At 42.3% G+C, this 13352-nt stretch carries 15 protein-coding genes; 8 read left to right on the top strand and 7 right to left on the bottom strand.

From position 1 onward, the window contains the following. The 5 genes from GVO62_RS19530 to dusC form a co-directional block, all read left to right on the top strand. The coding region (locus tag GVO62_RS19530; protein WP_236547214.1) for a hypothetical protein at window positions 1–203 on the top strand (203 nt) is incomplete at its 5' end. A 126-nt stretch (window positions 204–329) separates the two neighbouring features. Next, entirely contained in the window at window positions 330–1235 is a 906-nt protein-coding gene (locus GVO62_RS16855; RefSeq protein ID WP_159120241.1) for a M14 family metallopeptidase, read from the top strand. Between the two features lie 59 nt (window positions 1236–1294). Then, entirely contained in the window at window positions 1295–1516 is a 222-nt protein-coding gene (locus GVO62_RS16850; protein ID WP_159120240.1) for a hypothetical protein, read from the top strand. Beyond that, on the top strand, window positions 1513–1683 hold the full coding sequence (locus tag GVO62_RS16845) for a DUF1289 domain-containing protein (protein WP_159120239.1): 171 nt from the start codon (window positions 1513–1515) through the stop codon (window positions 1681–1683). Before GVO62_RS16850 ends, GVO62_RS16845 begins: the two co-directional genes overlap by 4 nt. Before the next feature lie 298 nt (window positions 1684–1981). Further along, window positions 1982–2920: a tRNA dihydrouridine(16) synthase DusC gene (gene dusC / locus GVO62_RS16840; RefSeq protein ID WP_159120238.1), complete on the top strand. Its 939-nt coding sequence runs from the start codon at window positions 1982–1984 to the stop codon at window positions 2918–2920. 20 nt (window positions 2921–2940) lie between these two features. On the opposite strand, the gene GVO62_RS16835 is transcribed toward dusC, so the two are convergent. The 3 genes from GVO62_RS16835 to GVO62_RS16825 all read right to left on the bottom strand — a co-directional run bounded on the left by GVO62_RS16835 (window position 2941) and on the right by GVO62_RS16825 (window position 5128). Continuing rightward, window positions 2941–3915 carry a transposase gene (locus GVO62_RS16835; protein ID WP_159120237.1) on the bottom strand — a complete coding sequence of 325 codons (975 nt, stop codon included), beginning with the start codon at window positions 3913–3915 and terminating at the stop codon, window positions 2941–2943. A 328-nt stretch (window positions 3916–4243) separates the two neighbouring features. Beyond that, window positions 4244–4426 carry a hypothetical protein gene (locus tag GVO62_RS16830; protein ID WP_159120236.1) on the bottom strand — a complete coding sequence of 61 codons (183 nt, stop codon included), beginning with the start codon at window positions 4424–4426 and terminating at the stop codon, window positions 4244–4246. A gap of 45 nt (window positions 4427–4471) precedes the next feature. Further along, complete coding sequence (locus tag GVO62_RS16825; protein WP_159120235.1) at window positions 4472–5128, bottom strand: arylesterase; 657 nt, start codon at window positions 5126–5128, stop codon at window positions 4472–4474. 16 nt (window positions 5129–5144) lie between these two features. Here GVO62_RS16825 and GVO62_RS16820 point away from each other — a divergent pair, with 16 nt between their 5' ends. Then, window positions 5145–5843 (top strand): ABC transporter ATP-binding protein, encoded by a 699-nt coding sequence (locus GVO62_RS16820; protein ID WP_159120234.1) that lies wholly within the window; start codon window positions 5145–5147, stop codon window positions 5841–5843. Next, window positions 5844–8366, top strand: a complete 2523-nt coding sequence (locus GVO62_RS16815; protein ID WP_159120233.1) for an ABC transporter permease — start codon at window positions 5844–5846, stop codon at window positions 8364–8366. It begins immediately after the preceding gene. A gap of 340 nt (window positions 8367–8706) precedes the next feature. On the opposite strand, the gene GVO62_RS16810 is transcribed toward GVO62_RS16815, so the two are convergent. Further along, window positions 8707–9597: a TIGR01777 family oxidoreductase gene (locus tag GVO62_RS16810; protein WP_159120232.1), complete on the bottom strand. Its 891-nt coding sequence runs from the start codon at window positions 9595–9597 to the stop codon at window positions 8707–8709. A 23-nt stretch (window positions 9598–9620) separates the two neighbouring features. Next, complete coding sequence (gene folX, locus GVO62_RS16805) at window positions 9621–9989, bottom strand: dihydroneopterin triphosphate 2'-epimerase (protein WP_105931964.1); 369 nt, start codon at window positions 9987–9989, stop codon at window positions 9621–9623. Window positions 9990–10062: 73 nt separating this feature from the next. On the opposite strand from folX, the gene GVO62_RS16800 reads away from it, so the two are divergent. After that, window positions 10063–11103, top strand: coding sequence for an AI-2E family transporter (locus GVO62_RS16800; protein ID WP_105931965.1), 1041 nt, complete (start codon window positions 10063–10065; stop codon window positions 11101–11103). 246 nt (window positions 11104–11349) lie between these two features. Here the strand turns inward: GVO62_RS16800 and GVO62_RS16795 are convergent, their stop codons facing one another. Continuing rightward, window positions 11350–12681, bottom strand: a complete 1332-nt coding sequence (locus tag GVO62_RS16795) for an ATP-binding protein (RefSeq protein ID WP_159120231.1) — start codon at window positions 12679–12681, stop codon at window positions 11350–11352. After that, entirely contained in the window at window positions 12678–13352 is a 675-nt protein-coding gene (locus GVO62_RS16790) for a response regulator transcription factor (RefSeq protein ID WP_159120230.1), read from the bottom strand. Before GVO62_RS16790 ends, GVO62_RS16795 begins: the two co-directional genes overlap by 4 nt.

Below are 13352 nucleotides of genomic sequence, written 5' to 3'. Positions count from 1 at the left end.
TATCAAAAAACCAGCCTTTTGGCTGGTTTTTTTGTTTCTGTCCTCTAAAACGCAATGGACAGACATTTATTCCTTTTTGCCAAGAAGCAATATTTTATGGACAGACACTCGTCTTTCCTTTCCTAAGCCACCAAGCCAATGTTTACAACAACCTCTTTTGTAGAATTTGGAAATTCTTATCAAGGGACGGTCAACACGTTTAATCGAAAACTATTATTAAGATTTGATGCGTAAAGAACTCATGTCATAAACATTTATGAATCTTTAGTGGGATAGATACTCACGCCCGTCTAACTGATATGATCTCTAAATTACTAAAGAGGTGCTATATGCAGAATTATACAATTGGAACTCCGGGTGAGCCATGGGGCGAAGAAGAAAAAGCCCAATGGAAAGCACAGCAGGCTGTGAAAAGAAGCTATCAAGAAGAAGTACTTAATAAACTTTTTAATATTATCCCTGAAGGGTTTGAGTTAAAGCAGTATGGCGCGCTGCCTTACGATACTGCGCGCTATCCACTATATGCCGTAATCCCCAAGAATATTGACGCTAAAAAGCCATCTGCGCTTGTTACAGGCGGTGTGCACGGCTATGAAACAAGTGGTGTGCAAGGCGCACTTCAGTTTATTGAAACTAAGCTGTCAAAGTATGCAGATCAAGTAAACATTATAGTTGTACCATGTGTGAGTCCTTGGGGATATGAAACAATAAACAGATGGAATCCGTTAGCATTGGATCCAAATCGCTCGTTTTACAGTGACTCTCCTGCACCAGAGTCTGCTCAACTTATGCAATTAGCATCTGATTTAGCGTTATCTCTATCGCTTCATATTGATTTACATGAAACGACAGACACGGATAACAGCGAGTTTAGACCAGCATTGGCTGCGAGGGATGGGGTAACCCATGACAACTGGAACATTCCAGATGGTTTCTATACGGTTGCTAACACTCCAAGTCCACAAATAGAGTTCCAAAAAGCTGTGATTGATGCTGTGAGAAAAGTAACACATATCGCACCAGCAGATGATAACGGAAAGATTATAGGTGCAGATGTGGTGAGTGAAGGTGTAATTTGCTATGACAAGAAGGCGTTGTACCTTTGCGGGGGCATGACAGATGCCCTGTATGTAACAACGACAGAAGTTTATCCTGATAGTGATAATGCAACACCTGAAAACTGTAATGACGCCCAGGTAAGTGCCATTTGTGCAGCACTCGATTATTTAATTTAGCCGCTTGAACGTTTAGACGTCTAGATGTATATTTGAGCCTCTTTTTTAGGAGGCTCTTTGTGTTTACGTATTCAGCGGTTATTTACGACGGTAAAAAGCAAAATTTAGTGAGACATGAATGTGGGACAGACACTGAATTTACGTCGTATCTCGATTCTCGTTTTGGTTGTCACGTTTGTTTGTGGTCCAACAAAGAGCTCTCAGCCAATACGCTAGCGGTTATTGAGGCTACTCGGTCAAACAGTAAAAAAGATGATTTTGATAAAACCAATGTATTATGAATTTAGAATCTCCATGTAAAGCTCTCTGCAAACTAACTGATGACGATATTTGTGCTGGCTGTAAACGCACTATTGAAGAAATCACAAACTGGCGGACATACACTGAAAATCAAAAGCAGGCTGTATTCGTTCGGCTAGCGAGTCTAGAAAAGACTAGGCCGAGTTAACTACCGTTTTTGACTAAATGCAAAGCTGTCTTCAGTTTCATGGCGTAAGTGGATAATCAGACAGACACTTAATATTGACCGTTGGACAGCCACTCAAGGTTGATTAGCTTAGCTTATTTCAACAGAGATCAAACAACCACCTCATATGCTCAGTATGGCGGTTAGTCTGCGCGATAACCGCGCGATAACCGGACAGTCATATAAGTTGCGAAACAAAACACCAAAGCCTGGCTGGCATTGTCGCTTTTTGATACACTCCCGCGCCAATTTTTTGTTTTAGCAGTTCGAGAAATACATAATGAAAGTAATGCTTGCCCCCATGGAGGGCGTTGTAGATCACTTGATGAGAGATATGCTGACTCGCGTGGGTGGCTTCGACCAATGTGTTACTGAGTTTGTTAGGGTCGTTGACCAAAAGCTGCCTAAAAAAACCTTCTATAGACTTTGTCCCGAACTTTACAATGGTGGAAAAACGCCATCTGGAATTCCTGTAAGAGTTCAGTTATTAGGTCAGCACCCAGAATGGCTTGCTGAAAATGCCCAAACCGCAGTAGAGCTGGGCTCTCCTGGCGTTGATCTTAACTTTGGTTGCCCAGCTAAAACAGTGAATAAAAGCAAGGGCGGCGCCGTTTTACTCAAAGAAACTCAAACACTTTACAACATTGTGAAAGCAGTGAGAGATGCTGTTCCTTCAGATATTCCTGTATCGGCTAAAATCAGGCTAGGTTTTGAAGATAAGTCGTTAGCTATCGATAATGCTGTAGCAATCACGGAAGCTGGAGCTTCTGAACTAGTAGTGCATGCAAGAACAAAAACAGAAGGCTACAAACCACCTGCTTACTGGGATTGGATTGCAAAAATTAAACAACACACTGATATTCCGCTCGTGGCAAACGGTGAAATATGGAATTCAGCAGATGCGAAACGATGCCAAGACGAATCTGGGTGCACTAACCTTATGATAGGTCGAGGCGCTTTGGCTATGCCGAATCTAGCGCTCTGCATTAAAGGTGATAAAGCACCTATGCCATGGGCAGAGCTAGCAGCTTTGCTCATACAATACTCGGGTTATGAAATATTCGGCGATAAGGGAAAATATTACCCCAATCGTATAAAGCAGTGGTGCGGCTATTTAAAAAGACAATATCCAGAAGCAGACGTCTTATTCAATGACATTAGGCGCCTGACAAAATCTCAAGATATTGTGGATGTATTAGCCCGTCAAGCCGATATATAGGTTTAGATCGTCGCATTAATTCAAGATAAATACTTTTGAGCGTTCGATACGTTCGGTCGACATCCTCTTTCGCAGCAATTGGCAAAATTATCCATAAGCTCAGGGCATCCGACTGGGCCAGTGAAAAGTGTTTCGAAATTGCTCGTTACCATTCGCCAATTCTCTCTCGTCATGCCGATTTTTGTAAGTAGTCGGCTTGGAAACTGGGGGAGATCTTGTTTAATTTTCGAATTCTCCTGCTTTAACGTGTTGTTAAGAAGCTGAAGGTAGTCTGGAAAGTCGAAAGGTAACGCTACTTTTCCATCTATGCGTTTATCATTAAAAGGCATTAGGAACTTTGGCACTTTGTTTGAACGTTGTGCATTCAATCGATATTGGATACTTGTAAAGTGAGAACTATTGAGTGTATTGGCTATGTTAGCGCGTATAGGGTTTAAATCTACGTAAGCCATAACGCTGGCCAATGCTTTTTCATCAAGTATTGCTTGGGATCTAAAGCGTCTTTCCCAGAAATATCCCTTACAGCTATCTTCCTTGTTTGCTTTTCTGGCTATATATTCATTTAACATTCGCATGAACCAACTGATGCTTTGCAAACGTTCTCTGTAGATTACTGAAAGCGATTTTAACTCAAGCATTTCATTAGGTTTTATCGAATCGATTTCATTGAAATATCGCTGTACTAAGGGGGGACATTTATAAAACATCCTCCAGCGCAACAGTACTTCCTCCATCGACCATTTATCGGCTCTCCCTTTCGCTACGTGAAGGACTAAGTGCACATGATTGTGCATAACCGCGTAGGCACATAAATCTATAGCGAAAGCCTGTGAGAGATTATGCAGTCTATCTTGTATCCACTTTCTTCTGTGTTCGTAACTGATACCCGTACGAGAGTCTCGTCCGCAAAGATAGGATTGCCTCACACAGCGGGAGATACAGTGATAAAAAGGCGTAACATCAGTATTAATTTGTTTATATCTAGGTAAAGGCATATCCGTATCCCAAAGTTATTTACATTGCATTATGAAATGTAAGAAATGAAATTTAAGTGGTCTTTGGGACAGTTTTAAATAAGCGGTATAAATTGAACGGTATTACCTACGAAACTTTTTGAGAAAGGATAAGGGAAAATAAAAGTTGTTAGGCTTAAATTAAAACATTGGACAGACACTTATTGTAAACACTAGATGTGTGGCCTCTTCAAGTTGAGTGTGTGTCCAATTAAATAATATCGATAAGAGCAAGGTCTGCCTCTCAGATTCGCTTCGGGATTTATATACCAATATTGAGCTCAGCTCTTTATTGGTCAGAATTTAGCGGTCAAACGACAACGTTAATTCTTGACCCCACGCGACTGTCGGGTGTAGTTGCCGCTTGTTGCGTGTTTTCCGGCTGCGTTGTGGGAGTTTCTTGTTCGCTTCTAGTTGCGTTCTGCTGTGGAGTTTGTTGGCTAGACTCCAAAATTGTCGAAACTGGCGTTGAATTGACTGAAGATACGTCCATAACCGAACCTCACGAGATGAATTCTAAGTTTATAGGGTAGCACAATTATTGACCATCGAGTATTAAACTTCTTAAGTGTCTGTCCATAAATGTTGCTATTAAGGGCTGAGCACTTGCATTTGGATGAATACCATCGTTTTGCATTAAGTCTTTATCCAAAGCTATCTCTTGAAGAAAAAATGGTATTTTCTCAACGTTGTTTTCGCTAGCAACTTTTTCGTAATTCTCTGTAAACATTTTCGTATATCGACCACCATAGTTTGAGGGGATCTGCATTTCTTGAAGATAAACGGTTGCGTTGCTTTCTTTAGCAACTTCAACTAACGCATTTAGATTGTTTTTTATTTTGGCGATATTGTGACCCTGAAGACCATCGTTTCCACCTAATTCGATTAGAACGTGGGAAGGATTATGCTGATTTAACAAGCGAGGAAGACGCGCTAATCCACCATCAGTCGTTTCACCACTTACCGCAGCGTTTACGATATCAATCTTAATCTCATCGTCATGCCACATGTTTTGTAACAAACTGACCCATCCCTCATGTTGCTGTAAGCCATATGCTGCGGATAAGCTGTCACCTAAGATGAGTAATACCGCATTTTCACCTGAATCGTCCTGCTCAGCTTGATCTGATAACGCGTGGCAAGGTATTAAAAGAATAAGTAAAAAAACGAACAAATTACGAAACTTAACTAACACGAATTGATGACCCCTTATGATAAAAGCTAATTCAGTAACTAAAGTAGTAAATACGAGTGAAGGTTCGTTGCAGATCCTTCGCCCAATTTCTTTTGAAGTCAAGTCAGGTGAGTCAGTTGCCGTTATCGGCGCGTCAGGTTCTGGAAAATCAACCTTATTGGGGTTGTTAGCCGGGCTAGATCAAGTTTCAGAGGGAGAAATCTTCCTAGATAACGAAGCGCTTCATAATATGGATGAAGAAGAACGAGCGGTACTTAGGGGGAATAAAGTAGGGTTTATTTTTCAAAGCTTTATGCTGGTTCAAAGTCTTACTGCGCTAGAGAATGTGATGTTGCCAGCGGAAATTGCTGGGCTTGACAACCCTAAAGCGCTTGCTATTGATATTTTAGAGCAGGTTGGGCTTAAACATCGTGCCCATCACTTTCCAAATCAGTTATCAGGAGGGGAGCAACAAAGGGTCGCGATTGCTCGTGCTTTTATCACCTCGCCGAAAATCCTTTTCGCTGATGAACCTACAGGAAATTTAGATGCTAAAAACAGTGAGAAAATAGAGGCGTTGCTCTTCCAAATGAATAGAGAAAAGGGGACCACACTAGTATTGGTCACTCATGATAATGAACTTGCTGAACATTGCGATAGACAGTTAACCATGAATGCAGGCGAACTTGTAGAAACAACGCAAAGTAAAATTGCGAACAAGAAAGAGGCGGTGTAAATGTCGACGTCTTTCAGCTTGGCCTGGCGGCTTTTTAAACATGAGGCTAGACGGGGTGAACTTACTATCATCTTGTTGGCCATTGTATTATCGGTAGCTGCTGTTTTATCTCTATCACTTTTTAGTGAACGACTGCAGGATGCGCTCAAATCTCGCTCAGCGGCATTTATCGCGGCTGACGCACAACTTCGATCAGATGAACCGCTCGATGAGGAATGGTTTCTCAAAGCGCAACAAGACGGTTTATCAACAGCGAAACAGGTATCAACTCGCTCGATGGTGTTTAACGGCGATGCAATGTCGCTAGTGGACTTGCGAGCAGTTAATAGCACGTACCCATTGAAGGGAACGGTAAATATTACTGATGAGCCTTTTGGCGAGAAACGCGACACTTCAGAATTGCCGCAAAGCGGAGAGGCTTGGGTTCAATCCCGGCTATTTCAAAGTCTTGGCTTATCTATCGGTGACCGCATCGAAATTGGAGACGGAAACTTTACCGTTACTAGGGTGCTGGTAGATATTCCTGATGCAGGCTTCAGTGTATTCAATACTGATCCTATCGCACTCATAAACCTTGCAGATTTAGAAAAAACAGCGGTTACAGGGCCAGGAAGTAGGGCGCGTTACGTAGGATTTTTTGCTGGTGACGCGAGTGATATTAGTAATTTTAACAGCTGGCTGTTACCGAAGTTAAATGATGACCTGCATTCATGGCGTACGGTTGAAGACGATGAATCAGCGATAGGTCGTTCAGTGGCAAGTGCTGAGCGTTACTTCCTTTTAGCCAGTCTACTGGCAATCGTCTTAGCTGCGGTGTCAATAGCCGTTGCTGCCCAGCGTTATGCGCAACGTCACTTTGACCCCGTAGCAATAATGAAAACACTTGGCGCAACGAGTGCAACTATTCGCAAAATTTATCTGTATCAAATTTTATTGATTACGGCTCTCGGGATTTTAATTGGTTTGGTGATTGGATTTATAGGTCAGCAAATCGTGGTTTCACTTGTAGCAGACAAAGTTGATGTTTCTCTTGACGTCTGGCACTGGCGGCCGCTGGTAATTGCTGTTGCAACGGGGGCTACTTGCGCCCTTTTGTTTTCCTTGTACCCACTGCTACAGCTATTTTCGGTGCCTCCGCTTCGCGTGTTACGTAAGGATATTTCTACCAATTTACGCTCAAGAGGTATTCAGTTTGCTGCATCAGGTGGCGCTATTTTTACGCTAATGTGGATGTATAGTCAGGATCTAAAAATCAGCGCAATTTTGTTTGTATCTGGCTCTGCGTTGGTGCTTAGTTTGCTCGGTGCTACGTTTGGATTAATAGCGGTGGGACGGAAACTTGGCAGCGGAAAAATGGGGCCATGGCAATTAGCTTGGGCCCGAATTAAGCGTCGCGCTATGGATAACAGTGTTCAACTCATCAGTTTCTCGGTCACAATCATGTTGCTACTCGTGGTCTTGGTGATGCGAAATGACATGGTTTCGCAATGGCGTTCACAGTTGCCAGAGGGGACACCTAATTACTTTTTGATCAATATCACACCTGATATCCAACCAAAATTGGACAGACACTTTTCTGACAACGGAGTGAAGATAGAGGAATTTTATCCAGTTATAAGAGGGCGTTTCGTTTCCGTTAACGGAGAAGGAGTCAATACCGACGTATCTAAAGAGGATGAGCCTAACAGAGAAGGGCGTAGAGGACTAGGTCGAGAAGCAAACCTTACCTGGAGCAATACGCTGCAAAAAGAAAACGAAGTTATAGAAGGTGAATGGCATGGCGATAGCGATGAGACGTTTGCCGACGGCTTGTTTCCCGTCTCTGTTGAAGAGGGCGTTGCGGAACGTTTGAATATTCAGATGGGCGACAGGCTTACGTTTAACGTAGGGAGCGAGATAGTTGAAACGAAGGTAACGAGCTTGCGTAAGGTTAATTGGCAAACTATGCAGCCAAACTTCTTTTTTGTAATACATCCGGATGCAATGGCGGCATTCAGTCCAACTTATATCACTAGTTTCTATTTACCCACTGAAAGAAAAGCTGAATTGACTAATCTTCTGAAGCCTTTTGCGTCAATCACTATGTTTGATGTTGATGCGCGGATAAACCAATTGAGAGAGATTGTTGACCAAGTCTCTGTGGCCGTTGAGTTTATTCTGGTACTCGTTTTACTTGCGGGAAGCTTGGTTTTAATTGCTCAGGTTCAGGCAAGTATGGATGAGCGAAGTCAGGAAATTGCGATATTACGGACTCTAGGCGCGAAGGGTAGACTAATTCGAAAAAGCGTCATCTTCGAATTCGTGATCATTGGTGTAGTTGCTGGCTTTATGGCAGCCATGGCGAATGAATTGAGTCTATACCTACTCCAAACCTCAGTATTCCAGATGCAGGCTAGTCTTCACCCTGAATATTGGGTTATAGCCCCGGCGGTAGGTGCTGTAGTGGTTGGTATTTTAGGTGCCGTGGGGTGCTGGAGGTTACTGAAATTAAATACCAGTCAAATGCTTCGTAATATGGTTTAAGAAAATAAATATTGTGAATAAATATTGTGGACAGACACTTTAAATCCATGGGTGTCTGTCCATTGTTATCTTTTGTCAGCTGCTCCAAAAGTTCTGTCGTTTTAAAATGACCAGGGGTAAGTGTCTGTCCATAGTTTCCCTGTCAATAGTCTTATCGTGATTTCCGAGAGCCGTTCGGTTTTATAATAAAAGTTGAAAAACCTCTTTGGGAAGGATAGCTGGCGTTAGCGGTAGAGCTAGACTAGGAGAATATCGGAGAAGCAAATTGGACAGACATTTTGTTACAATGAAGTGTCTGTCCATAATGAGAGAACTATTACTGGATTAGCGCGGTGTAGCACTAATAAATGTCGCTTAACGCCTCTGTTAGAGAAGGGAATGTAAACTTGTATCCTGCAGCAACTAGTTTTTCAGGGATAACTCGCTGGCCTTCTAAAATCATTGTTGACGATTCTCCCATGGCTAATTTCATCACAAAGCTAGGCACGTTGAATAGACAAGGCCGCTTTAGTGCTTTTGCAAGTGACTTTGAAAATTCTTTATTCGTCACAGGAACTGGAGCGGTCAGATTAAAAGCGCCTCTACATGAGCTGTTATTAAGTAAGAATGAAATTCCTTGAACCATGTCTTGAAGGTGGATCCAAGCTAAATACTGTCTGCCAGAGCCCAATGTTCCGCCTGTACCTAACTTGAAAGGCAAAGCCATTTTGTCTAGCGCACCTCCCTTTTCGGTTAAAACAACCCCTGTTCTAAGTGTCACTACACGAGTGTTTTCTTGAACAACGCTGTTAGCTATTGCCTCCCATTTCGCACACAACTCATGAGTGAATTCGTTGTGAGGAGGCGTATCCTCAGAAACAACCCTATCTCCTTGGTTTCCGTAAAAGCCGATAGCTGAGCCCGATATAAAGACTTCAGGAGGGGAAGTGCTGTCGTTAATTTTTGAAACCAATTCAGCAGTTATGTTCCAGCGGCTGTCGCAAATTTTCTTTTTTTGCGTGTCTGTCCATCGTTTATCAGCAATCGGTTCACCCGCTAAGTTTATTACTGCATCAAACGTATCGAAGTTTTGCAAAGCGGCAACACTTTCCACATACTTAACGTCGTTCCCCAATAACTTTTTTGCTTTAGCAATATTTCGGGAAACGACAGTAAATGTATGTTCATCCGTAAATTGTCGAATAAACTCACTGCCAATTAGTCCGGTGCCGCCAGTCATTAATATGTTCAACACACGCTCCTTAGAGGATAAGTCTATTCAGATTTATTGCATGAAAGCGTTAAAGAAACTGAGTCAGAAAACCTCAATGCGTGGGGTTTATCAACTTCCACCTCTGCGTAACGCACTGATGAATGCTCAGCCGCGATACTTAACACATCAGCTGTTAATTTTTCTAAAAGTGAAAATCGATTGTCCTCAACTAGCTTAATAATTGCCTTTGTAATGGTCTTATAGTTTAAAGCATCGGACATATCGTCGGTATTGGTAGCTTTTTCGGCGTCGTAGTCAATTTTTACATTGACAACAACGTCTTGTTTGTTTTTTATCTCATCTTCATTGATGCCAATGTAAGTACGTAGTCTTAGGTTTTTAATTTTTATAGTGGCAAGATTAAAATTCATTGGAGTCTCTTGTTTGTAGTTGTCTATAAGTCGTTGTAAAGTGTAGTCGTTTCAGTCAGGAATGTAGCACAATATGTCAATGGAACTACGCTCGCCAACAGCAAAGATTCTTATCGTTTTAGCATGCTTAGTGGTTGTAATGGCAGGCGTTAAAGCCGCTAGTACAATTATGGTACCTTTCTTTTTATCTATTTTTATTGCCATAGCTTGTAGTCCAATAATTCGCTGGACCTCTAAATTTGGCGTGCCGAAATGGCTCTCGATTACCTTTGTTATACTGCTCATAGTGGTATTTGGTTTTCTTTTGGCTGGCCTAGTAGGGCAGTCAATGACTGAATTTCGCGAGAACCTTCCCGAATACAGAAGCAAGCTCGATTCTGAATTTGCATGGGTGGTCGCCAAGCTCGCTGAATTCAATATTCATATCAATAGAGAGCTCATTGCTTCTCATTTGGACCCTGCAACGGCCATGTCAGTCGCAACAAACTTTATAAGTGGTATGGGGGGCGTGCTCTCAAACCTATTTTTGATACTGCTTACCGTGATATTTATGCTTTTTGAAGCAGATAGCATACCTCGTCGTTTACATATTGCCCTAGCTGACCCTGGTATGAAACTTCAGCATATTGATAAGTTCATTAGGTCTGTAAATAGTTATCTAGCAATAAAAACAGTGGTAAGCCTTGGGACAGGCTTAATTATAGGTACGTGGTTATACGTAATGGGAGTAGACCACTTCATGCTATGGGCTGTATTGGCCTTCATGCTGAACTTTATCCCTAACATAGGCTCAATCATTGCCGCAGTTCCAGCAGTACTCATCGCCTTTGTTCAATTAGGGCCTGCGTCGGCGGGGTTTGCCGCATTAGGCTTTGTGCTAGTTAATACTATAATGGGAAATATGGTAGAGCCAAAGTTAATGGGCAAAGGCATGGGGTTGTCGACTCTTGTCGTATTTCTCTCGCTTATTTTTTGGGGATGGCTATTAGGAACGGTTGGTATGCTTTTATCAGTCCCGTTGACAATGGTTGTGAAAATCGCTCTTGAGTCACGAGAAGAGAGTAAGTGGTTGGCTGTACTACTGTCGAGTGAAGGCCAAAAAGCCTCATCATAAACGTGGTATTTTTGTTGGTTAATAGAGGACAGACACTTCTTTTCTTTTGCGCTGATGTGGAAGTGATTTAAGCAACAATTTAGGGAGCGTTGATAAGCTTGCCTAAAATGGACAGCCACAGCATTTTTTTGACTGGTTAGATTGGACAGACACATCTTATGAGACTAAGTGTCTGTCCCTAATTTTTTTCGATTGAATAGCGCCCTAAATTGAAGAAACTTATGCGATGGACATCTTAGCTCGATGTTAACCGTGTTTTGGGAATTCAACAATGATGCTTGCGCCACCGAGAGTACTATCCTCTATGTGCATTCTTCCTTCGTAAATAGAAACTAAATCGGCAGCTAGCGCCATACCGATACCATGTCCTTCAGCGTATGTGTCTAAGCGTGCTCCTCGCTCTAAAAGAAATGCTTTTTTATCGTCGGGGATCCCTGGCCCGTCATCATCCACTTTTAAAATAAGCCACTCAGCATTTATCTCGCCGTAAACTATGACATTTCGTTTCGCTGCTTTACATGCGTTATCCAGAAGGTTGCCACAAAGCTCCATAAGATCGGTTTCGTCTCCTTTAAATGCAATGTTTTCGTCAACGTCAAACTCAATGTTAAGTGCTTTTTCTTGATAGACTTTATCCATCGCATCGGCAAGTTTGTGTAGAACCGGTGTAATCGGAACGGCTTTTTGCCAGCCAGACTTTCCTGCACTGGCTCTTTTGAGCTGCCGCTTAATTATTCGGTCAATCTGTTTTAACGCTTCATCCACCTCAGTCGGAAGCTCAGGGTTGCCAGAGGCAACAGCCAGCGGGGTTTTTAAACTATGGGCCAAATCGCCCAAGCTATTTTTATACCTCGCTCTTTGTGCCGCTTCACTTTGAAGTAGACCATTGATAGATTGCTTCAATGAGTCAAATTCCACAGGATAGCGTGAATTTAGCTGTGGTTTAACACCATTGGCTGTTTGAGATATTTCAGCAATTAGCTTTCTTACGGGCAGCAGTACTACGCTTACACCAACAATAATAAAAACGAGAAGCACGAAGCAGAGTGTGAATATCCACTGCCACGTGGTATTTATAAAAGTACGACGCTCGCTTTCGAAAAGGGCCTTGTCATTAAAGATATAAAATCGCACTGGCTCAAAGTCTCTGCTAGAAGCAAATTCTGCGGTAAAAGCGTAGACAAAGTACGAAGCGTTTTCTTTAAATGCTGGCGTGAATGACTCCAAAAATAGCTCGTTTCCTACCGCGACTTCTATTTCTGGTGATGAAAAGGTGTATTCGAGGGCAGAAGCTGACTGCCAGATGACTTCGTCTCGAAATACGATAACTCCGAGGTATCCTGAACCTGGTAGATTTAATTGTTCCTCGTAAAGGATTTCAGGCATGTAAGGTTGGTCACCATCCAACTCAAATGCAGAAAGCAAACCTAAATTCATTAATCTAAGTTCGCTCATTTTGGCTTGTGTCAGGCTTTCAGTGTAGGCTTCGTCAAGAATGATAACAGTGAATGGCGCAAAAAATGCCAAAATAATAACCGCGAAAAAGATGCTTCGCAGGCGAAGTGACAATTGTCTCATAAATTTTTATTTATCCGATAGCCCCTACCTCTTAGGGTTTCAATCGGCTTCAAATCGCCCGAAGGATCGAGCTTTTTACGCAACCTACCGATAAACACTTCAATCACGTTACTGTCTAGATCAAAGTCTTGATCGTAGATGTGTTCAGTAAGTTCAGTTTTTGAAATAACTTTATTGGGGTTTAGCATCAAGTATTCCATCACTTTATACTCGTATGCCGTTAAGTCCAGTGCTTGCCCATTCAGCGATAGCTCTTCACTTACTGTATCTAAAGCAATAGGACCAAATTGTATCGTCGGGTTGGCTTGTCCTGAGGCCCGCCTGATTAACGCCTTGGCTCTGGCCAGTAATTCTTCATTATGAAATGGCTTGGTGAGGTAGTCGTCGGCACCTGCATCCAAACCTTCAACTTTCTCCTGCCACCGATCTCTTGCAGTTAATATTAGAATAGGGCATGAAATGTCGGCTTGACGCGCTTTTTTGATAACCTCAAACCCGTCAAGCTTTGGCATTCCTATATCAACAATGGCAAGGTCATAGCTATATTCTTTTATAAGAAATAGCGCGTGTTCACCATTATCTGCCAAGTCAACGCTATAACCGTTTTGCTGCAATAAAGCGTCAAGTTGGGTCAATAGTCGGCTATCATCTTCAGCTACGAGAATACGCAT

The organism is Alteromonas sp. KUL150, assembly GCF_009811475.1.
Taxonomy (GTDB): domain Bacteria; phylum Pseudomonadota; class Gammaproteobacteria; order Enterobacterales; family Alteromonadaceae; genus Alteromonas; species Alteromonas gracilis.
The sequence above is the reverse complement of the archived record's forward strand: the minus strand, read 5'-3'. Positions and strand labels throughout refer to the sequence as shown.